Annotated in this window: 20 protein-coding genes and 1 pseudogene; 13 read left to right on the top strand and 8 right to left on the bottom strand. The window is 65.1% G+C overall.

What is annotated here, in order from left to right; all coding sequences use genetic code 11:
- The first annotated feature begins 343 nt into the window (after nucleotides 1-343).
- From ABIA40_RS19290 to ABIA40_RS19305, 4 genes and pseudogenes are all read left to right on the top strand, one after another.
- On the top strand, nucleotides 344-592 hold the full coding sequence (locus ABIA40_RS19290; protein ID WP_404542854.1) for a hypothetical protein: 249 nt from the start codon (nucleotides 344-346) through the stop codon (nucleotides 590-592).
- 113 nt (nucleotides 593-705) lie between these two features.
- Nucleotides 706-1,437, top strand: coding sequence for an inorganic triphosphatase (locus tag ABIA40_RS19295; protein ID WP_404542855.1), 732 nt, complete (start codon nucleotides 706-708; stop codon nucleotides 1,435-1,437).
- Nucleotides 1,438-1,449: 12 nt separating this feature from the next.
- Nucleotides 1,450-2,220, top strand: a pseudogene (locus ABIA40_RS19300) (CHAD domain-containing protein); the annotation flags it as partial.
- A gap of 16 nt (nucleotides 2,221-2,236) precedes the next feature.
- Nucleotides 2,237-2,605 (top strand): avidin/streptavidin family protein, encoded by a 369-nt coding sequence (locus tag ABIA40_RS19305; protein WP_404542857.1) that lies wholly within the window; start codon nucleotides 2,237-2,239, stop codon nucleotides 2,603-2,605.
- 59 nt (nucleotides 2,606-2,664) lie between these two features.
- On the opposite strand, the gene ABIA40_RS19310 is transcribed toward ABIA40_RS19305, so the two are convergent.
- Together ABIA40_RS19310 and ABIA40_RS19315 are read right to left on the bottom strand one after the other, a co-directional pair.
- Nucleotides 2,665-2,847: a hypothetical protein gene (locus tag ABIA40_RS19310; protein WP_271542317.1), complete on the bottom strand. Its 183-nt coding sequence runs from the start codon at nucleotides 2,845-2,847 to the stop codon at nucleotides 2,665-2,667.
- Between the two features lie 172 nt (nucleotides 2,848-3,019).
- The gene (locus ABIA40_RS19315; RefSeq protein WP_271542319.1) at nucleotides 3,020-3,244 is read right to left on the bottom strand and encodes a hypothetical protein; all 225 of its coding nucleotides are present in this window, start codon (nucleotides 3,242-3,244) and stop codon (nucleotides 3,020-3,022) included.
- Between the two features lie 343 nt (nucleotides 3,245-3,587).
- Here ABIA40_RS19315 and ABIA40_RS19320 point away from each other — a divergent pair, with 343 nt between their 5' ends.
- The 4 genes from ABIA40_RS19320 to ABIA40_RS19335 all read left to right on the top strand — a co-directional run bounded on the left by ABIA40_RS19320 (nucleotide 3,588) and on the right by ABIA40_RS19335 (nucleotide 8,655).
- Complete coding sequence (locus ABIA40_RS19320) at nucleotides 3,588-4,829, top strand: MFS transporter (protein WP_404542860.1); 1,242 nt, start codon at nucleotides 3,588-3,590, stop codon at nucleotides 4,827-4,829.
- Nucleotides 4,830-4,896: 67 nt separating this feature from the next.
- Nucleotides 4,897-6,090 carry a M20/M25/M40 family metallo-hydrolase gene (locus ABIA40_RS19325; RefSeq protein WP_271542323.1) on the top strand — a complete coding sequence of 398 codons (1,194 nt, stop codon included), beginning with the start codon at nucleotides 4,897-4,899 and terminating at the stop codon, nucleotides 6,088-6,090.
- Between the two features lie 168 nt (nucleotides 6,091-6,258).
- Nucleotides 6,259-7,344, top strand: a complete 1,086-nt coding sequence (locus ABIA40_RS19330; protein WP_404542862.1) for a mandelate racemase/muconate lactonizing enzyme family protein — start codon at nucleotides 6,259-6,261, stop codon at nucleotides 7,342-7,344.
- 162 nt (nucleotides 7,345-7,506) lie between these two features.
- Entirely contained in the window at nucleotides 7,507-8,655 is a 1,149-nt protein-coding gene (locus ABIA40_RS19335; protein WP_404542864.1) for an amidohydrolase, read from the top strand.
- Between the two features lie 204 nt (nucleotides 8,656-8,859).
- On the opposite strand, the gene ABIA40_RS19340 is transcribed toward ABIA40_RS19335, so the two are convergent.
- Nucleotides 8,860-9,075: a hypothetical protein gene (locus ABIA40_RS19340; protein ID WP_109144595.1), complete on the bottom strand. Its 216-nt coding sequence runs from the start codon at nucleotides 9,073-9,075 to the stop codon at nucleotides 8,860-8,862.
- Between the two features lie 91 nt (nucleotides 9,076-9,166).
- On the opposite strand from ABIA40_RS19340, the gene ABIA40_RS19345 reads away from it, so the two are divergent.
- Nucleotides 9,167-9,889: a DUF72 domain-containing protein gene (locus tag ABIA40_RS19345; protein ID WP_404542867.1), complete on the top strand. Its 723-nt coding sequence runs from the start codon at nucleotides 9,167-9,169 to the stop codon at nucleotides 9,887-9,889.
- 205 nt (nucleotides 9,890-10,094) lie between these two features.
- On the opposite strand, the gene ABIA40_RS19350 is transcribed toward ABIA40_RS19345, so the two are convergent.
- Nucleotides 10,095-11,282: a CaiB/BaiF CoA transferase family protein gene (locus tag ABIA40_RS19350; RefSeq protein ID WP_404542869.1), complete on the bottom strand. Its 1,188-nt coding sequence runs from the start codon at nucleotides 11,280-11,282 to the stop codon at nucleotides 10,095-10,097.
- A gap of 331 nt (nucleotides 11,283-11,613) precedes the next feature.
- Between ABIA40_RS19350 and ABIA40_RS19355 the strand changes: the two genes are divergently transcribed.
- Nucleotides 11,614-11,895, top strand: coding sequence for a hypothetical protein (locus ABIA40_RS19355; RefSeq protein ID WP_036002069.1), 282 nt, complete (start codon nucleotides 11,614-11,616; stop codon nucleotides 11,893-11,895).
- 228 nt (nucleotides 11,896-12,123) lie between these two features.
- A complete protein-coding gene (gene ftsH / locus ABIA40_RS19360; RefSeq protein WP_404542872.1) occupies nucleotides 12,124-13,965 on the top strand; it encodes an ATP-dependent zinc metalloprotease FtsH in 1,842 nt (613 codons plus the stop codon).
- Between the two features lie 6 nt (nucleotides 13,966-13,971).
- Here the strand turns inward: ftsH and ABIA40_RS19365 are convergent, their stop codons facing one another.
- Nucleotides 13,972-14,205, bottom strand: a complete 234-nt coding sequence (locus tag ABIA40_RS19365; RefSeq protein WP_128262508.1) for a hypothetical protein — start codon at nucleotides 14,203-14,205, stop codon at nucleotides 13,972-13,974.
- A gap of 376 nt (nucleotides 14,206-14,581) precedes the next feature.
- Here ABIA40_RS19365 and rpoH point away from each other — a divergent pair, with 376 nt between their 5' ends.
- Nucleotides 14,582-15,469, top strand: a complete 888-nt coding sequence (gene rpoH, locus ABIA40_RS19370) for an RNA polymerase sigma factor RpoH (protein ID WP_404542875.1) — start codon at nucleotides 14,582-14,584, stop codon at nucleotides 15,467-15,469.
- A 343-nt stretch (nucleotides 15,470-15,812) separates the two neighbouring features.
- On the opposite strand, the gene ABIA40_RS19375 is transcribed toward rpoH, so the two are convergent.
- From ABIA40_RS19375 to groES, 3 genes are all read right to left on the bottom strand, one after another.
- Entirely contained in the window at nucleotides 15,813-16,145 is a 333-nt protein-coding gene (locus tag ABIA40_RS19375) for a hypothetical protein (RefSeq protein ID WP_404542877.1), read from the bottom strand.
- A 79-nt stretch (nucleotides 16,146-16,224) separates the two neighbouring features.
- Nucleotides 16,225-17,844, bottom strand: coding sequence for a chaperonin GroEL (gene groL / locus ABIA40_RS19380; protein ID WP_128262511.1), 1,620 nt, complete (start codon nucleotides 17,842-17,844; stop codon nucleotides 16,225-16,227).
- A 36-nt stretch (nucleotides 17,845-17,880) separates the two neighbouring features.
- Entirely contained in the window at nucleotides 17,881-18,195 is a 315-nt protein-coding gene (gene groES / locus ABIA40_RS19385) for a co-chaperone GroES (RefSeq protein WP_036020204.1), read from the bottom strand.
- 274 nt (nucleotides 18,196-18,469) lie between these two features.
- Between groES and ABIA40_RS19390 the strand changes: the two genes are divergently transcribed.
- Nucleotides 18,470-19,357 (top strand): VOC family protein, encoded by an 888-nt coding sequence (locus ABIA40_RS19390; RefSeq protein WP_404542880.1) that lies wholly within the window; start codon nucleotides 18,470-18,472, stop codon nucleotides 19,355-19,357.
- Nucleotide 19,358: the final 1 nt, after the last annotated feature.

A 19,358-nucleotide genomic window follows, 5' to 3' on the forward strand; every position in this document is an offset into this window, starting at 1 on the left:
GGGCGATAAAGCTTGTCGTTGAAGGGCACTTCGACGTGCGGCTTCGGCTACCTCCACCGCATCACGATAGCACAACCTAACAGTGAGGGCCAGCCATGATCACTATTCTGGCCTATATGGTCGTTCCGCTGTCGCTTGTGTCTCGAAATTCAAACTGGTGCGATGGGGGCGGGTTGTTTGGGTCTATCTCGCTGTTAACAGGCGGACCTATCCTCGCGACATTTCTCGCTCTTTTTAATTATCGAATGTGCAGGACAAATTGTGGCGATCCCGATCAAGCCGAACGTGCCGGTAAAGGCCAACGACGTGCTGTTTCAAATCGACCCAGTACAAGGTCACGCAGTTGCAGGCTTCGCTTGCCGGCGCAAAGCAGCCGGTCGAGATCCTGAGATCGAATTGCGAACTGGCAACGGCGAATGTCAGTGGGCTCACCACGCAGGTTGCCTACAACAAGAAGCGTCTTGCCGACGCGCCGTTCCGAAACCGGAATGCGCGGAAGCATGGATGGTTCACGAGGGAAACAATCAGCGAGCGGAGACAGATCGATTGTTTGCTGGATGATGCGCTGAAGCTGCTACGGAACTTGACGTGATGGCGTCCGGCCGGACGCGGATGACGGACGGACGCATGGAGATTCGAAAACCCCGTGCACACGGAACTTCCCGCACCGGCGCCGACTTGAATCGGCAACGGAAGCACAGTCCGATGAATGCCGAAACGGAACTCAAATTCCGCCTTGCGCCGCGAAAGCTGTCATCCATCTTGCGCGACGGCGCTTTGAACGGACGACACAGCGACCGGTCGGAGCAGGCACTCGTGTCGACCTACTACGACACCAGCAAGCAGAAGCTCAGGCGCCATGGGCTCACGCTCCGCGTCCGCAAGGTTGGCGATCGCTATGTGCAGACCGTAAAGGCCGACGGCTCCGGAGCCGCGACGCGCGGCGAATGGGAGCATGACGTCGCAGGCGCAAGGCCCGACTTGACGAAGGTCAAGAACACGCCTCTTGCGGATCTCGCGTCTAAAAAACTTCCGCGCAAGCTGCGGCCGGTGTTTCGGACCGAGGTTCATCGCACGACTGAAGCAAGGCGGGTGCGACGGAGCCAGATCGAGCTCGCCGTCGACCGTGGCCGCATCGGCGCCGGGCGGCGCTCGCGGCTGGTCGCCGAGCTCGAGCTGGAATTGAAATCCGGGCAAATCGCCGATCTGTTTCGACTGGCACGCAATGTCGAACGCAAAACGGGCGCCGAGCTCGATCTGCGCTCGAAAGCCGAGCGAGGCTTTCAACTCGTGACGGGAAACGGCGCAGGCGCGCAATACGCCGAACGGGTCGAGCTGAAACGAGAGCTCTCGCCGCGCAATGCCTTCGGCGTGATCGCACATTCGACGCTTCGCCAGATCACGGCGAATGCCGATCCCGTGCGGGACATGGATTAGGAAGGTGTCCACCAGATGCGCGTCGGCCTGCGGCGCCTGCGGGCGGCGATCTCGCTGTTCTCCGACATCCTCCCGCGCGCCAGCACGGAGCGGATCAAGGCCGAGCTCAAATGGCTCACGGGCGAGCTGGCGCCGGCGCGCGAGATCGACGTCTTTCTCACGGAAAGCATTCTGCCGATCGCGGACCAAGGCGTGCCGAATCGCGGCGCACGCGCGATCGCCGAGAAATTTTCCACGGAGCGAGGCGCAGCCTTCGCGCGCGCCCGCGAGGCCGTCGAATCGCCCCGCTACCGCCGCCTGCTGATCGACGTGATCGAGTGGATCGAAACCGGACAGCCCCGCCCCGATGACGACCGGTCGATTGCCGGTTACGCCGCGGCGGTGCTGGACCGCCGGATCAGGAAGGCGCGCAAGCAGGGCAAGCATCTGGACGATCTCGACCCGATGCAGCGTCACAGGCTGCGGATCAAGATCAAGAAGATCCGTTACGCCGTCGACTTCTTCAAGAGCCTGTATAGCGATCGCGACCAGAAACAGCTCGCAAATCTCTCCGATCAGCTGAAGCAGATCCAATCCGCGCTAGGATCGCTCAACGACTTCATGACGCATCGAGAGCTGGCGACGGAGACAGCGTTGGCGGCGCCGCCGGCGAACCGGCGCGCCGTGGCTTTTGCATCGGGGTTCATCGTCGGCCGGGACCGTGAGGCGGCGCGCGGCCTGATGAAGACCGCCGCCGGGGAGCTGCATCGATTGCACCGGCTGCACATCACACCGGGCAAATGACCATGGGAGAACCGGGATGTCATGGGTCGGCAGTTGGCGAAATCAGTTCGGCTCCATCCTGCGCATCATCAGCGAGACGGAGGAGCGCGTCGAAGGCACGTTCGAGACCGCGCTTGAAGACAGCGGCTTCTATGGACAAACGGTGCAGGTCACCGGATTTCATCGGGGCAATTGCATCGGCTTCGTCGCCGTGGGCTCGTCCGCCACGGGCGACAGCGTCGTTTCGTACACGGGATTGTTGCGTCACGAGAAAATGGAGACCGCTTGGTTCGTGGTTGCCGACCAGGCGCTGAGTGCCGCCAGCGAGGGCGACCCCGCAAAGCTCAAGCCATCGAACTGGTGGCGCGCCGTCACAACCAACGTCGATACTTTCGAACGGGTCTAGCGCCGTCCCCCCACCTGACGGACCTTTGAGCCAGAAAGCCCGGTGCCGCAACCATAGAGCTAGGGCCTTGTGATCGCCGGTTCCACAGGGACAATCTGCAGTCCGGCAGCGTTCAGCGCTTCAGTGATCTGCTTGGCCAGCAGCTTGGCTTCTTCAGGTCCGATTTCAGCGTCCGGAAGGCCCTTGAAGAACGCGCAAACCGTCGTCGCTATGATGGTATTGACCTGGTGCGGATCAATCATTTGCTGCACGCGACATTAAGAATGACTCCACCGGCGCGGCGGTCACCTGCCGGGCCGTGGCGGGTCATCGCAAGCCGAAGAACGAAAGAATGACGGCGATCACAACGATTAGCCCTATGAGGTAGATCAGACCGTTCATCGCAATTCTCCTTTCCCACGTGATGGGTTGGATTCATTCGAGGGTCGTCGCCGCGTCCCTGGCACTACCCTGCTGAACGGCCAGTTTTTCGAGCTCCACTTCCTTCTCGATGGCCGCCAGAGAGTTGCCGATCTTGTCGACGATCCTGGCCAGATCGGCATTGGAGATGCGAAGCCGCCTGCGTACCGACTTGACCTGCTCAGCGTTCGCAAGATCGAGCGTCGTGCGAATGGGCCGTGGTGGTCTCGACGACAGCATGATCAGGTCTCCTTAACCTGGGTAAGAGAGACGATGTCTCCTTTGTTCCTACGTCCGCCAACGGAAGCTCCCAAGAGCGAAGATGATGCAACCGTCGCGCGCACCGCGGAGACGCCCACAACACTTCATCCCCGGGGCGCAACGCCATGACTCCGTACCGGGGTGAGCGCCGTCTCGAAAGTGGTGCGTTGCAATGCAGCTAGCTCTCGGCAATGGCATTGCTCGATAGCTCGAGTACCAGTCCGAGGTCACATTCCGGCATGAGGGGGGCGCGCTGCCGCCATTGGCACCCACCCCGTCGATCATGTAACCCACCCCAAAACCTTCTCGGGACGGGACGCTCATGACCACCGCCGCCGACGACGCGGGCACCGCCACCCGCGCGCTGATCTTCGCGCTGATCGCGCTCGCCTGCGGCCACATGCTGTCGACCTTGCTGCGCACCATTCCGGCCGTCAGCCTCGACCTGATGGCGGCGGATTTCCACATCGAGTCGCAGGCGCTGGCGAGCCTCACGTCGGTCTACCACTTCGCCTTTGCGGCCTCGCAGATCCCGGTCGGGGCGGCGATGGACCGGTTCGGCGTGCGGCCGGTGTCGCTCGCCCTGCTGGCGGGAACCGTGTTCGGCGCGATGGCCTCGGGGTTTGCGACGGGACCCGAGAGCTTCGCCGTCGGGCAGCTGCTGCTCGGCGTCGCGACTTCGGGCATGCTGATGTGCCCGATGACGCTCGCAGCCAAGCAATTGTCGGCGGAGCGGTTCGGATTGTGGTCGGGTGCCATCCTCTCGATCGGCAATATCGGCATGCTGCTGTCGGCGAGCCCGCTCGCCTTTGTGATCGACACTTACGGCTGGCGCGCGGGGTTCTGGATCTCCGCGATCGGCGGCGTCGTGGTGGCGCTCGCGGTGTTCGCGCTGGTGCCGCACCAGGCGGCCGAGCACAAGGACGATTCCTCGCCGCTGTCGCAGATGATCGATGTGGTCAGGCTCGGCCTGTCGCGGCCGCTGCGCGGCGTGATCGCGCTGGCGATGGTGTCGCTGGCGAGCACGCTGGTGCTGCGCGGCCTCTGGGGCGGGCCCTGGCTGATGGAGATCAAGGGCCTGACGCGGATCGAGGCCGGCAACCAGCTCGGCGCGTTCACGCTGGCGATGATCGCAGGCCCGCTGCTGGTCGGCATGATCGACCGCAGGCTCGGCCGCCGCCGCGAGCTGGTCGCCGGAACGCATGCGATCGCGGCGCTGCTGCTCGCGCTGATGGCGCTGGGAGCGCCGCACTTTGCCGTTGCATGGCTGTTCGGCGTGAACGTCATGCCGCCGTCCTACGATCTGGCATTGTTCGTGCTCATCGGGCTCTTCACGTCGGCGCAGCCGCTGCTGTTCGGCATGTCCAGGCAACTGGTCGATGCGCAGGTCGCCGGCAAGGCGCTTGCGGCCGTCAATCTCGCCTTCTTTCTCGGCACTGCGCTGATGCAATCCGTCACCGGCGCGGTGGCCGCGCTCGCGGGGCTGCCGGCAGTGCTGCTGTTCATGGCGGCGGCGCTGGCGCTCGGCGTGCTGATCTTCTTGATCTACACGCAGCGCGTCTGAGCCCCTTGCGAAATGCGGAAGCGCAGGAGATGCTGCGCCGCCATCCGCATCAAGGGAATTCGAGTCCATGCCTGTCGACACCAAAGCCGCCACCGATCGTCTCATGCGCTTCCTCGCCGTGGAGGGCGTCACCGGGCAGGAGGCGGCGATCGGGCGGGAGCTCACGGCTGCGCTGAAGGAGAGCGGTGTGCCGGCGGAGGCGATCCGGCTCGACGACGCCAATACGCGGATTCCGGTGCCGACCGAGACCGGCAACCTCATCGTCGACCTGCCCGGCCGCGGCGCGCTGCACAACCAGCCGCGGATCATGTTCATGACCCACATGGACACCGTGCCGCTGTGCGCCGGTGCCAAGCCAAAGTTGACGGGGCGCAAGATCGTCAACGACGCCAGGACCGCGCTCGGCGGCGACAATCGCTGCGGCTGCGGCGTGCTGGTGACGCTGGCCGCCGAGCTCGAAAAGCAGAAGCTCGATCATCCGCCGATCACGCTTCTGTTCTGCGTGCGCGAGGAGAGCGGGCTCTATGGCGCGCGGCACGTCAAGCTCGACGAGCTCGGGAAGCCGGTGATGGCGTTCAATTATGACGGCGGCTCGGCCTCCAATGTCGTGATCGGGGCGGTCGGCGCCGACCGCTGGACGGTCGAGATCTTCGGCCGCGCCTCGCATGCCGGCGTCGCACCGGAGCGCGGCATCTCCTCGACCATGATCATGGCGCTGGCGCTTGCGGAGGTGAAGGCCGGCGGCTGGTTCGGCAAGGTGGTGAAGGGCAAGAGGCAAGGCACCAGCAATGTCGGCCCTGTCACCGGTGGCGAAGGCCGCCCCGCGGGCGATGCCACCAACGTCGTCACCGACTACGTGCATGTGCGCGGCGAGAGCCGCAGCCATGACGGCAAGTTCTTCAAGGAGATCACCAAGGCCTACAAGGCCGCGTTCGAGAAAGCGGCCAAGAAGGTCACCAACGCGCAAGGCAAGTCCGGCAAGGTCAAGTTCAAGGCCGAGACCGACTATTATCCGTTCCGCATGAAGGAGAATCTGCCGGTGGTCAAACGCGCGATCGAGGCGGTGTCTGCCGTGGGCGGAACGGCGAACGTGCGCGCCGCCAATGGCGGCCTGGACGCCAACTGGATGGTCCGCCACGGCGTTCCGACCGTAACATTCGGCGCCGGCCAGAACGAGGCGCACACGGTCGACGAATGGATCAATCTCGACGAATACGACCGCGCCTGCGCGCTGGCGGTGCAACTCGCGACGATGCGGTAGATCGTAGGGTGGGTTAGCTCCGCGGATTGCGCGTAGTGCAAACCGCGGGGCGTAACCCACCACTGTTCGTATCCGCGGTGACAGAAGAGGTGGGTTACGCCAGCGTTTGCGCTTCGCGCAGCCGCTAGCTAACCCACCCTACGAAGAACAAAAAAACAGGGAGGCCACATGCCGCGCATCGCACACATCGAGACCGGGCTCTACCGGATTCCCCTCCCCATCACGCTGTCGGACTCCACGCATGGCGACATGACGGCGTTCGAGCTGATCACCTGCCGCATCCGCGATGCCGACGGTGCCGAAGGGGTCGGCTACACCTATACGGTCGGGCGCAACGGCGGGGCTGTGGCCGACATTCTCAAGCGCGAGATCCCGCCGCTGGTCGAAGGGCGCGAGGCCGAGGATACCGAGGCGATCTGGCATCATGTCTGGTGGGGGCTGCATTATGGCGGGCGCGGCGGGCCGGCGGTGCTGGCGCTCTCGGCACTCGACATCGCGCTGTGGGATCTGAAGGCGCGGCGCGCCAAGCTGCCGCTGTACCGCCTGCTCGGCGGCTTCGATGCGCACGTGCCGTGCTATGCCGGCGGCATCGATCTCGATCTCTCCGTCGATGCGCTGCTGAAGCAGACCGACGGCAACCTCGCCAAGGGATTTCGCGCCATCAAGATGAAGGTCGGCCGGCCCGACCTCAAGTCCGATGTCGCGCGCATCTCCGCGATGCGGCAACATCTCGGCGACGGCTTTCCGTTGATGGCCGACGCCAACATGAAATGGACGGTCGAGGAGGCGATTCGCGCCGCGCGCGCTTTCGTTCCTTTCGACCTCACCTGGCTCGAGGAGCCGATCATCCCCGACGACGTCGCGGGCCATGTGCGCATCATGCAGGCGGGCGGCGTGCCGATCGCGACGGGCGAGAATCTGCGCTCACTGTGGGAGTTCAAGAACTACATCGCCAGTGGCGCGGTGTCCTATCCCGAGCCCGACGTCACCAATTGCGGCGGCGTCAGCGCGTTCATGAAGATCTCGCGGCTGGCGGAAGCGTTCAACCTGCCCGTCACCAGCCATGGCGCGCATGACATCACCGTGCATCTGCTCGCGGCCTGCCCGAACCGATCCTATCTGGAGGCGCACGGATTCGGGCTCGACAAGTATATCGAGCATCCGCTGGTGCTGAAGGACGGGCTGGCGCTGGCGCCGGACAGGCACGGGCACGGGATCGGGTTTGATTGGAAGGGGCTGGCGAAGCTGGCATAACACCCATGCTCGTCATTCCGGGGCGCGACGAAGTCGCGAACCCGGAATGACGGGGAAAGAGCGGCGTGCTTTGCACGCGAGCCATTTGCTGGCGCTTGATGCAGCGGTCCAATAATCGGCTATGCTGACTCAAGTCGATCCTCCTCGCGAAAGATCCCTGCCTTGTCCCCCGAACTGCACCAGAAACTGACCGCGTGGCGCCGGCACCTCCACGCCCACCCGGAGCTGTCGCTCCAGGAGAAAGAGACCTCTGCGTTCGTGCAGGAGAAGCTCACCGAGCTCGGCATTCCCTTCGAGGCTGGCATCGGCGGCCACGGCATCGTCGCAACCTTGAGGCGCGGCCACGCGCAGAGGCGGGTTGGCCTGCGCGCCGACATGGATGCGCTGCCGATCACCGAGGACACCGGCCTGCCCTACGCTTCGACGACGTCCGGCGTGATGCATGCGTGCGGCCATGACGGCCATACCGCCGCGCTGCTGGGCGCCGCAGCGCTGCTCGCCACTGATACCGATTGGAGCGGCACGGTCGATTTCATCTTCCAGCCGGCCGAGGAAGGCTTTGGCGGCTCGCGGGCGATGGTCGCGGCCGGCTTGTTCGATCGCTTTCCGATGGAGCGGATCTTCGGCTTCCACAACTGGCCGGGCCTTGCCGCCGGCACCATCGCCGTGCACGACGGCGTCGTGATGGCCTCCGGCGGGCGCATCTCCATCACTATCGAGGGCCACGCCGGGCACGCCGGCATGCCGCATCTGACTCGCGATCCCGTGGTGGCGGCCGGGCACCTCATCGTCGCGCTGCAATCGGTCACCTCGCGCGGCGTCGATCCGCTCGACACCGCCGTGCTGTCGCTGTGCACGATCGAAGGCGGCACCGCGCCGAACCAGATCGCCGGACGCGTCACCATCCGCGGCACGCTGCGCTATCACCGCGAGGCGGTCAAGGACGTCATCCTCGACGGCATCACGCGCACCTGCGCCGGAATTGCGACCAGCTTCGGCGTCAAGGTCACGCCCGAGATCGTCTGGGGGGTTGGCGTCGTGATCAACACGCCCGACGAGGCCGACCTCGCGCGCATCGCAGCGGAGAAGGTGCAGGCGCCGGTGCGGCGCGATCTCGCGCCGAGCATGGCCGGCGAGGATTTTGCCCATTATCTGCAGCAGCGGCCCGGCGCCTTCGTCTGGATCGGCAATGGCGAGTTGCGCGAGGGCGCCGAGCTGCACGGCCCGCGCTACGACTTCAACGACGCGATCCTGCCCGTGGCCTCACGCTGGATGGCCGAAGTCGCCAAGGCGGCGCTGGCGTCGAATTAAAGCGCCATGCCATGAGGCTTGATCGCCGCAACGGGGACGGTGCGCTCCCTCTCCCGCTTGCGGGAGAGGGTTGGGGAGAGGGTGTTTCCGCGATGGGACAATCCCCTAGAGGAGAAAGCCCTCACCCGCGCCTTCGGCGCGACCTCTCCCGCAAGCGGGAGAGGTGAACGAGCCGCGCCAGTCCCCGACCACGAGAGATCAGCATCACGAGATTTCGCGCGGCAGCTTCCAGTCCGGGCGCGGCGCGAATGTCTCGTCCACGCGCTCGACGTGATAGCCGGCGGGCAGAATGTGGCCACCCTCCTCGTCGGCAACGGGGACGTCGGTGACGAGGCCTTCGATCAAGGCGGCTTCCCACACTTCCTTCTCGGTCGGAAAGGGATTGCCGATCTGCTTGTTGCCTTCGAACAGCGCGTACATCGGTTCCGGTCCTCACCGTTGATGCTCACGAGAAACGTATCGGCCACACGGACGTTCCCTCCGGCAAATGGCAACGAATGGTACGTGAAACATGGCGCGCGTTCTGATCGGAACTTCGGGCTGGCATTACGCCTCCTGGCGCGGCCCGTTCTTCCCCGAGGGCGTGACGCTGAAGCAGCAGCTCAGCTATTATGCCGGGCAGTTCGACACCACGGAGCTGAACGGGGTGTTCTACCGCACGCCGACGCCGGAGGCGGTGAAGGGATGGCGGGAGCAGACCGGCCGCGATTTCGTGTTCGCCTGGAAGGCGTCCAAGTTCATCACGCACTGGAAGCGCCTGTCGGAGCGCTCCGTCAACAGCCTCGAGCTGCTGGAGGACCGCATCTCCAGGCTCGGCGGCAAGGCCGGCCCGATCCTGTTCCAGCTGCCGCCGCAATTCGAGGCGAATGCGGACCGGCTCGCCTCGTTCTGCAAGCTGCTGTCACGAAAGCGGCGTTACAGTTTCGAATTCCGCCATCCGAGCTGGTATCAGCCGCGCATCCTGCGCATGCTGGCTGAGGAGAACATCTCGCTGTGCCTGTCCGATCATCACGACGCGCCCGCGCCGTGGAAGCGTACGGCGGATTTTGTCTATGTGCGCGGACACGGGCCAAGCGGGCGCTATCACGGGCACTATACCAAACCCACGCTGGCGCAATGGGCCAAGCGCATCAAGTCGTGGAAGCGGCAGGGCTGCGACGTCTATGTCTATTTCGACAACGACCAGAAGAGCGCAGCGCCCGCCGATGCCAAGGCGCTGAAGCAATTGCTGTGACGCGCAGGGCTTGGTTCACCTCTCCCGAAGGGAGAGGTCGGAGCGCATCGAAGATGCGGTCCGGGTGAGGGGTCAAGGTCTCTCTGAATGCCGCGGGCCCCTCACCCGGATTGCTACGCCGCGCAATTGCGCGTCCTAGCAATCCGACCTCTCCCCGTCGGGGAGAGGTGAAGCACGGCAGTCTGCGGAACCGAATGATATGCCGCTAGATGACGCCGCTCTGCCGGAGCGCCGCGATCTCGTCCGCACCATAGCCGAGGTCGGCGAGGACGCGGTCGGTGTGCTCGCCGAGGGTCGGCGGGCGGTGCGCGATCTCGCCCGGCGTTTCCGACAGCCGCACCGCGGCGCGGGCAACCGGTGCCTGCTTCGGCAGGCCGGGATAGTCGACATCCTGCATGAAGCCGGCGGCGCGGATGTGCGGATGATCCAGTGCCTGCTGCGGCGAGAGCACAGGGCCGGTCGGGATCATCGCCTGGCCGAGCGTATCGACGGCCTCCTGCGTGGTCCGCTCGGCGCACCAGCGCGCCATCCGCTCGCTGATGAGCGGGCCGTTGTTGCCGCGGCTGATGTCGTCGGCAAAGCGCGGATCGTTCAGCCACACATCTTCCTCACCCATCAGCCGCGCCCAGCGCTTGAACAGCGGATGGCCGGTGACCTGGCACAGCACCCAGCCGTCCTTGGTGCGGTAGATGTCGGCGGGCGCGGCGGTCTGGCCGAGATTGCCCGTCGGCACGCGGTTGACGTTAATGACAGCCTGCTCGATCAGCGTGGCATTGGTGAAGGACAGAGCGGTTGCGAGCAGCGCGCCCTCGACGATCTGCCCCCGCCCGGACTTGCCGCGCTCGATCAGCGCGGCGAGCGTGCCGAAGGCGCAGTGCAGCGCGGTGCCGAAATCGACCCAGTTCACCGCGGCGCGGTACGGCGGATCGCCCGCGCCCGTCATGTACACCGAGCCCGACATCACCTGGCCGACGCCGTCGAAACCGACGCGGTCGGACCACGGGCCCGGCCCGCCGAACGCGGTCGCCGTGGTCAGGATGATGTCCGGCTTGATCGCCTTCAGCGAGTCGTAATCGAGCTTCATCGCGCGCAGGGTCTGCGGCGGCAGGTTGGCGACCACGACGTCCGCGGTCGCGATCAGGCGGCGCATCACCTCCTGGCCTTCCGCCTTCATCGGATCGAGCGTGATGCCCTTCTTGTTGCGATTGATCTGGAGGAACAGCGCGCCCTCGCCGCCTTCACCCACCGGCGCGACGAACCGGTCCTCGCTGCCGTCGCGCTTCTCGACGCGGATGACCTCGGCCCCGAACTCGGCCAGCAAGGTGGCGCAATAGGGCCCGGCGATATAGCGCCCGAAATCGAGCACGCGCACGCCCTCCAAGACTCCTCCCATGGATTCCTTCCTTTGATGTTTTGCTCAAATTACAGCGGCCGGCTGTCACCGCAAGGCACGACATCCATGCTGGCCCAGGAATGAGCCGCGGACATTTCGACCGGCGGAATTGGACGGCACACCCGGCAGTGACGATGGCGGCCAACGCCTCTCTCCTCCGCGAGTGACGCCCCTGCGCGCCGCGACCAAACGTCGGAGCCGCAGCACGAGACTTGAAGTCGTCACGGCCGATCCTAAGTTCGAATGCAGCCGGGCCCCGTGTTTGGCGAGACGAAACTCATGCAAAGGATTGAGAAGCCCGCTTGCGCGGGCATAAGTCGAGGGAAGTCACATGAGAAAGCTTGCTCTTGCAATCGCCGCGGCAGCAACGCTCCTCATCGGAACCGTTGCGCCGGCCTCGGCCCATTGGCGGGGCCATCATCATCATTGGGGCGGTCCAGGCATCGGTCCGGCCATCGCGCTCGGCCTGTTCACCGGAGCGCTGGCCGCCGCGGCCGCACCTCCGGTCTATTATGCGCCGGTCTATGGTCCGCCGCGATACTATTATGGCCCCCGCTATTACCGGACCGTCCGGTATTATCCGGCGGCATATCCTTACTGGTATCCCTGGTGAGCTGATGCAAAGGCCCGGCCTGCAACCGGGCCTTATCGCTGCCCGGCATCTCGATCGCCTGCGTACGGCGCTGCCGAGCCCGCGTTTGGGATGACTGGAACCGATGGCAGCAGGAGAAGTTCTGTCGCTAAGATGCAGGTCCGGAGGCGCACCGGGCCCGAGCGAGCGCGCCAAAATGCGCCTCGACGTTAGCCCGGCCCGCGTAACACGATCGGATCTGGCCTCCCCATGAACAAGAATGCCCGTTTCAATATCGGATACGCCATCGCCGCAATTTTCGCGGTCTTCCTGATTCAGTATCTGATCTCGGCGGCGAACCAGATCGCGGTGATCCCCTACAGCGAATATCAGCAATTGCTGCGGCAGGGGAAAGTCGAGGCGGTCGGCATCTCCGACCGCACCTTGCAGGGCACGCTGAAGGAGCCGCTGTCCGGCGGCCAGAAGCAATTCGTCACCACGCGCGTCGACCAGGACGTCGCCCAGGAACTGGAGAAGCACAGCGTCCGCTTCACCGGGCAGATCGAGAGCACGTTTCTGCGCGACCTGTTGTCCTGGGTCATGCCGGTTCTGCTGTTCTTCGGCGTCTGGTGGTACATCGGCCGCCGCATGGCCGAGGGCGGCGGGATCGGCGGCGGGCTGATGGCGATCGGCAAGAGCAAGGCCAAGGTCTACGTTGAATCCAACACCGGCGTCACGTTTGCCGACGTCGCCGGCGTGGACGAGGCCAAGGACGAGCTGCGCGAGGTTGTCGATTTCCTGAAGAACCCGACCGACTATGGTCGCCTCGGCGGCCGCATGCCGAAAGGCGTGCTGCTGGTGGGCCCGCCAGGCACGGGCAAGACCTTGCTCGCCAAGGCCGTGGCCGGCGAGGCGAGAGTGCCGTTCTTCTCGATCTCCGGCTCGGAGTTCGTCGAGATGTTCGTCGGCGTGGGCGCCGCGCGGGTGCGGGACCTGTTCCAGCAGGCGCACGACAAGGCGCCGGCGATCATCTTCATCGACGAGCTCGATGCACTGGGCCGCGCCCGCGGCATCGGCCCGTTCGCGGGCGGCCATGACGAGAAGGAGCAGACGCTCAACCAGCTGCTGGTCGAGCTCGACGGCTTCGATTCGCGCTCCGGGCTCGTCATCCTCGCCGCCACCAACCGGCCCGAAATCCTCGACCCCGCCCTGCTCCGCGCCGGCCGCTTTGACCGCCAGGTGCTGGTCGACCGCCCCGACAAGAAGGGCCGCATCGAGATCCTCAAGGTGCACATGAAGAAGGTGCGCCTCGCCGACAATGTCGACGCAGACGCCGTTGCCGCGCTGACCCCTGGTTTCACCGGGGCCGACCTCGCCAATCTCGTCAACGAAGCCGCGCTGCTGGCGACGCGCCGCGCCGCCGAAGCGGTGACCATGAGCGATTTCAACAATGCGGTCGAGCGCATGGTCGCCGGGCTGGAAAAGCGCAACCGCCTGCTCAACCCCAGGGAACGCGAGATCGTCGCCTATCACGAGATGGGGCACGCGCTCGTCGCGCTCTCACTGCCGGGGACCGATCCCGTGCACAAGGTCTCGATCATCCCGCGCGGCGTCGGCGCGCTCGGCTACACCATCCAGCGGCCGATCGAGGACCGCTTCCTGATGACCAAGGAGGAGCTGGAGAACAAGATGGCGGTGCTGCTCGGCGGCCGCGCCGCGGAGCTGATCGTGTTCGGGCACCTGTCGACCGGTGCGGCGGACGATCTGCGCCGCGTCACCGACATCGCCCGCAGCATGGTGACGCGTTACGGCATGTCGGAGCGTCTGGGCAGCGTCGCCTATGAGCGTGATCCCGGCAACTTCCTGGCCGGCCCTGACCGCCCCTATCCGACGCGCGAGCGCGACTATGCCGAGGAGACCGCCGCCGCGGTCGACCACGAGGTGAAAACCATCGTCGACCAGGTGTTCCAGCGCACCCAGGGCATCCTGACCACGCGGCGGCCGATCCTGGACCGCGCCGCAAAGAAGCTGCTCGAGAAGGAAACGCTGGAGCAGAGCGACATCGATGTGCTGATCCGGGAGATGCCCAAGGAAGGGCTGCGGGCGATCTAGGGCCACTCACGCGGCGCGCTTGCGCCTGATCTCGGCGGGAAGCTCGATCATCCGCCTGTCCGGCGGCGAACCGTTCGAGATGAGCGGCGCGGGCGCGCCCTCGCGCTTCGGCGCCTCGATCCCGATGCCGGGATCGGTGCTTCTGGCGTGCCATTCGATCAGGAGATGGCCGGCCACCAACATCAAGCCGGCGCAGAACAGCGCAAGAGCTGCGCTCACGAGATCACGATAGTCATCCATCCCACGAACCAAGCATGCGTGCAGCCTCATCGGCGCCTGCGTGGACCAGATTGGAATGAAGGCTCCGCGTTTCAAGAGCCTGTCTGCAGCGGCAAAGGCATACGGCAATCGCAATTTCCGTCACGACCGTTCACGCTGGAACATTCCGGCCATCTCCAAATTCTAGTGGCGCCCACCGGCCTGAGGCGTCTGGGTGCCATGATCGGGCTCAGCGGATCAGGTTCGCGGTGGTCCAACCATCTTGCTCTAACGAGGATTTGGCCATGAAACCTGACTGCGCTCGGACCGCGCCGCTCTCGGCGCTTCACTCAGATTATCGCTTGGATCGGCAAGGCGCCCCTGATCGGGGCGAACGGTGCTCGTGAGGGAGGGCGCGATGTTGGTTGCCTCACTTCCTGCCCTTCACGGGGAAAGCGGGCTATCCCGCTATCTCAAGGAGATCCATCGCTTTCCGCTGCTCGAGGCATCGGAGGAAGCCGAATATGCGCGGCGATTGCGCGATTGCGGCGATCGTGACGCCGCCTATCGGCTGGTGACGAGCCATTTGCGGCTCGCAGCCAGGATCGCGCTGCAATATCGCCGCTATGGCCTCGCCATCGCCGACCTCATCTCGGAGGCCAATGTCGGGCTGATGCTGGCCGTCAAGCGGTTCGATCCCGAGAAAGGCTTCCGGCTTGCGACCTACGCCTCCTGGTGGATCAAGGCCTCGGTTCAGGAATACATCCTGCGATCATGGTCGCTCGTCAAGCTGGGCACCACTGCTGCGCAGAAGAAGCTGTTCTTCAACCTGCGCAAGCTGAAGAGCAGACTTGGGGTCGCGGAGGATGGCGATCTCCGGACGGATCAGCTGACAACTATCGCCAAACATCTCGACGTGAGGGAAGCCGACGTCGCCGAGATGAACGGCCGGCTGCGCGGCGACATCTCACTCAACGCGCCGATCAGCGTCGAGGCGGAAGGCGACCAATGGCAGGACCGGCTGGTGGATCCCTCTCCCGATCCGGAGAGCCTGCTGCTGGACGCGGCCGACCGTGAACGCACCAAGGCTGCCCTCGCCGATGCACTCGCTGCGCTGACACCGCGGGAGCGCAGCATCGTCGAGGCGCGATATCTCGGCGAGCCGCAGCAGACGCTGGATGCGCTCGCCGGCAAGTTCGCCATCTCGCGCGAGCGCGTCCGGCAGATCGAGCAGCGCGCGTTGCAGCGGATCAAGGCGAAGATGTCCGCGCGTCTCGATGAGGCGCGCCTTGCGACGTCGCGTTAGGCGAGCGAAGAAGAATGCTGATCGGCCAAGGCCGATCAGCATCCTCTGCAGATATCGGGGACGAGACGTTCGGGCGAAAACTCCCGGCTCCTGCGCTCGGTCTGGCCGGACTTCTCAGGATCGCTCCGAGACGCTCCGACGGAACTGGTCGCAAGCTGCCGGGCGGGCTCGGCCAAGCTCCGCATCTCGGCGCGAGGCGTGTCGGCCTCCTTGGCCTGGAGCCCATTGGCCATGCCCAACAAAGCGACGGCGAGGACAATGCCTCTCATCTGATGATCCTCCTTTCGCGTGAGCGATGAGTGGCTGCAACGATGAGGAGCGGCCTCGCCGGCCGCTCCCCGTATCAGCTGGTGGCAGGCTCCGGCCTGTCCCGATCAGGCGGCGTGAGGTCGAGCCGGATCCCGGATGGCCCGAGGACCGGCAGCAATGTGTCCACCTTCATGGTCGGGCTGCCCCGGTCCCAGCTCGACCACGGCATCGTGTCCAGGTACGGGATCGGCGGCAAGGCGAGCCGCTCGAAACTGTCCGCCGTCTTGGCGGCAGGGCCGGCGCTTTCGGCGCCAAAGGCCGCAAAGGGCACCAGCGAGAGGCCAGCCCCAACGGCCAAGGCGGCGAGCCGCCGCAACGTTTTCCGAGTGGTTTCCCCGCGAGCGGAGAAAGCACGATCCTTGATCATTTCATCCTCCTTTCGTTCGAGAACACAGTCACAGATCCATGGCAAACGAGCCCGGCCGTTCGGCCGGGCTCGCCCGTCCTCAGAAGTCCATCGCGGGAGCGCTCGGCGCTTCCGTCTTCTTCGGCTTCTCGGCCACCAGCGCTTCGGTCGTGATGAGCAGCGAGGCCACCGAGGCCGCATCCTGCAAGGCGGTGCGGACGACCTTGGCAGGATCGATCACGCCGGCCTGCACCAGATCCTGGTACTCGCCAGTCGCGGCATTGAAGCCCCAGGTGTAGGTCTGGTTCTCGAGCAGCTTGCCGACCACGACGGAGCCGTCCTCACCCGCATTCTGCACGATCTGCCGCGCCGGGACCTGGATGGCGCGGCGCACGATGTCCACGCCCGCCTTCTGGTCGGCATTGGCGGTCTTGACGCCGTCGAGCGCCTTGAGCGCGCGCAGCAGTGCCACGCCGCCGCCCGGCAGGATGCCTTCCTCGACCGCGGCCCGGGTCGCATGCAGAGCGTCGTCGACGCGATCCTTGCGCTCCTTGACCTCGACCTCGGTCGCGCCGCCAACCCGGATCACCGCGACGCCGCCGGCGAGCTTGGCGAGGCGCTCCTGCAGTTTCTCGCGGTCGTAGTCCGAGGTGGTTTCCTCGATCTGCGCCCTGATCTGCTGGCTGCGCGCCTCGATGTCCTTCTTGGCGCCGGCGCCGTCGACGATCGTCGTGTTCTCCTTCTCGATCACGACCTTCTTGGCGCGGCCTAGCATCTTCACGGTGACGTTCTCGAGCTTGATGCCGAGATCTTCGGAGATCACGGTGCCGCCGGTGAGGATCGCGATATCCTCCAGCATCGCCTTGCGGCGGTCGCCGAAGCCCGGCGCCTTGACGGCTGCCACCTTCAGGCCGCCGCGCAGGCGGTTGACGACCAGCGTCGCCAGCGCCTCACCCTCGACCTCCTCCGCGATGATCAGGAGCGGCTTGCCGGATTGCACGACCTGCTCCAGCAGCGGCAGCACGGTCTGCAGGCCCGACAGCTTCTTCTCGTGGATCAGCACATAGGGATCTTCGAGCTCGGCCTTCATCTTCTCGGCGTTGGTGACGAAATAGGGCGAGATGTAGCCGCGGTCGAACTGCATGCCCTCGACCACTTCGAGCTCGGTGTGCAGGCTCTTCGCTTCCTCGACCGTGATCACGCCCTCGTTGCCGACCTTCTGCATCGCATCCGCAAGGAAACGGCCGATCTCGGTGTCGCCGTTGGCCGAGATGGTGCCGACCTGGGCGATCTCGTCGTTGGAGGTGATCTTCTTGGCGTGCGACTTGAGGTCGGCGACGATCGCGTCCACGCCAAGGTCGACGCCGCGCTTGAGGTCCATCGGATTCATGCCGGCAGCGACCGCCTTGGCGCCCTCCTTGACGATGGCCTGCGCCAGCACGGTCGCCGTGGTGGTGCCGTCTCCGGCGAGATCACTGGTCTTGGAGGCGACTTCGCGCACCATCTGGGCGCCCATGTTCTCGAACTTGTCCTCCAGCTCGATCTCCTTGGCGACGGTGACGCCGTCCTTGGTGATGCGGGGAGCGCCGAACGATTTCTCGATAACCACGTTGCGTCCCTTTGGACCGAGCGTGACCTTCACCGCATTAGCCAGTGTGTCGACGCCCCGCAGCATGCGCTCGCGGGCCTCGGTCGCGAACTTCACGTCCTTGGCAGCCATGTTGTTAAACTCCTTTCCGTTCGATGACTGTCAGCGTTACGCCGCCTTCTTCAGCGTGCCGGCCTGCTCGGCCACGCCGAGAAGATCGCTTTCCTTCATGATCAACAGCTCCTCGCCGTCGATCTTGACCTCGGTGCCCGACCACTTGCCGAACAGCACCCGGTCGCCGACCTTGACGTCGAGCGGCACGAGCTGGCCCTGCTCGTTTCGCCCGCCCGGCCCCACGGCGATGACCTCGCCCTGCTGCGGCTTCTCCTTGGCGGTGTCGGGAATGATGATGCCGCCGGCGGTCTTCTCCTCGGCATCGATGCGGCGCACGAGCACACGGTCGTGCAACGGGCGGAAATGCATGCACATCCTCCTTGGGTAGGTTCAGCGATGTCCAAAATCCGGGTCCGGAACCGGCCCCCGGGCGGCAAACGACCTAGGAACGGGTCGAATTCCGTTCAAGGGTCACAGCAGAGAAAAAATTGTCGCAGGGCGCCTCCGCGGAAGCAGCGGCGGCTGGCGAGACGGCAATCGGCATGTCGTCCGCGCCGGCAGGACGTGCCCGGCGGAAAAATTCGACGGCCGGAAACTATGCTTTAAGATGCACCGGTTCGTCCCCAGCGAGAAGTGCACACCCATGCCGCAGCAATTCGACCGATCCGCAGAAGATCTCGGTAACGCCCTCCATTTCGAGCACGTCAACATCCAGGTCCCGGACCAGCGCCTCGCCACGCTGTTCTACGTCGCCGGGCTGGGGCTCACCCGCGATCCCTACCTGATGGTGTCCGACACCAACATGTGGATCAACGCCGGCCGGAGCCAGTTTCATCTCCCGAGCGGCCGCCCGCAGGTGCTGCGCGGACACATCGGCCTCGTCATCGAAGGCCGCGAGGCGCTGCTGACGCGGCTTGCGTCGGTCGCGAAGAAGCTCGAGGGCACCGCGTTCGCATTCAGCGAGCGCAACGACCATGTCGAGGCGGTTTGCCCCTGGGGTAACCGCGTGCGCTGCTACGAGCCCGACGTCGCGCGGTTCGGCCGGATCGCGCTCGGCATCCCCTATGTCGAGTTCGACGTGCCCAAGGGATCGGCGGCCGGCATCTGCGCCTTCTATCCCGAGATCATGGGCATGCCCGCGAGCCTGCGGAACGGCGATGGCACTGTTGCCGCGGTGAAGACGGGCCGCAGCCAGCATCTGTTGTTTCGCGAGACCGACCGGCCGCAAGCCGATTATGACGGCCACCATGTGCAGATGTACATCACGGACTTCTCCGGTCCCTACCGCAAGCTGCTCGCGCGCAAGCTGATCTCCCGCGAGGACAATCAATACCAGTACCGGTTCTGCGACATCGTCGACCTCGACAACGGCAAGCCGCTGTTCACGGTCGAGCACGAGGTGCGCTCGGCGACCCATCCGATGTTCATGCGGCCGATGGTCAACCGCAATCCGGCGCTCAACAACCGCAATTATGCCTTCGGCCACGACGAGTCGTCGTGGGCGATGGGGCCGGATCAGTACGAGGGATAAT

Origin of the sequence: Bradyrhizobium sp. USDA 223 (assembly GCF_044909005.1) — a bacterium.
Classification (GTDB): domain Bacteria; phylum Pseudomonadota; class Alphaproteobacteria; order Rhizobiales; family Xanthobacteraceae; genus Bradyrhizobium; species Bradyrhizobium yuanmingense.

Excerpts from the sequence above, each read along its gene's own strand:
- ABIA40_RS19325 (WP_271542323.1), top strand. The coding sequence starts at position 4,897 with ATGCCTGTCGACACCAAAGCCGCCACCGATCGTCTCATGCGCTTCCTC.
- ABIA40_RS19305 (WP_404542857.1), top strand. The coding sequence starts at position 2,237 with ATGTCATGGGTCGGCAGTTGGCGAAATCAGTTCGGCTCCATCCTGCGC.
- ABIA40_RS19310 (WP_271542317.1), bottom strand. The coding sequence starts at position 2,847 with ATGATTGATCCGCACCAGGTCAATACCATCATAGCGACGACGGTTTGC.
- ABIA40_RS19340 (WP_109144595.1), bottom strand. The coding sequence starts at position 9,075 with ATGTACGCGCTGTTCGAAGGCAACAAGCAGATCGGCAATCCCTTTCCG.
- groES (WP_036020204.1), bottom strand. The coding sequence starts at position 18,195 with ATGCATTTCCGCCCGTTGCACGACCGTGTGCTCGTGCGCCGCATCGAT.
- rpoH (WP_404542875.1), top strand. The coding sequence starts at position 14,582 with ATGTTGGTTGCCTCACTTCCTGCCCTTCACGGGGAAAGCGGGCTATCC.
- groL (WP_128262511.1), bottom strand. The coding sequence starts at position 17,844 with ATGGCTGCCAAGGACGTGAAGTTCGCGACCGAGGCCCGCGAGCGCATG.
- ABIA40_RS19375 (WP_404542877.1), bottom strand. The coding sequence starts at position 16,145 with ATGATCAAGGATCGTGCTTTCTCCGCTCGCGGGGAAACCACTCGGAAA.
- ABIA40_RS19365 (WP_128262508.1), bottom strand. The coding sequence starts at position 14,205 with ATGGATGACTATCGTGATCTCGTGAGCGCAGCTCTTGCGCTGTTCTGC.
- ABIA40_RS19330 (WP_404542862.1), top strand. The coding sequence starts at position 6,259 with ATGCCGCGCATCGCACACATCGAGACCGGGCTCTACCGGATTCCCCTC.
- ABIA40_RS19355 (WP_036002069.1), top strand. The coding sequence starts at position 11,614 with ATGAGAAAGCTTGCTCTTGCAATCGCCGCGGCAGCAACGCTCCTCATC.
- ABIA40_RS19390 (WP_404542880.1), top strand. The coding sequence starts at position 18,470 with ATGCCGCAGCAATTCGACCGATCCGCAGAAGATCTCGGTAACGCCCTC.
- ABIA40_RS19315 (WP_271542319.1), bottom strand. The coding sequence starts at position 3,244 with ATGCTGTCGTCGAGACCACCACGGCCCATTCGCACGACGCTCGATCTT.
- ABIA40_RS19345 (WP_404542867.1), top strand. The coding sequence starts at position 9,167 with ATGGCGCGCGTTCTGATCGGAACTTCGGGCTGGCATTACGCCTCCTGG.
- ftsH (WP_404542872.1), top strand. The coding sequence starts at position 12,124 with ATGAACAAGAATGCCCGTTTCAATATCGGATACGCCATCGCCGCAATT.
- ABIA40_RS19350 (WP_404542869.1), bottom strand. The coding sequence starts at position 11,282 with ATGGGAGGAGTCTTGGAGGGCGTGCGCGTGCTCGATTTCGGGCGCTAT.
- ABIA40_RS19295 (WP_404542855.1), top strand. The coding sequence starts at position 706 with ATGAATGCCGAAACGGAACTCAAATTCCGCCTTGCGCCGCGAAAGCTG.
- ABIA40_RS19320 (WP_404542860.1), top strand. The coding sequence starts at position 3,588 with ATGACCACCGCCGCCGACGACGCGGGCACCGCCACCCGCGCGCTGATC.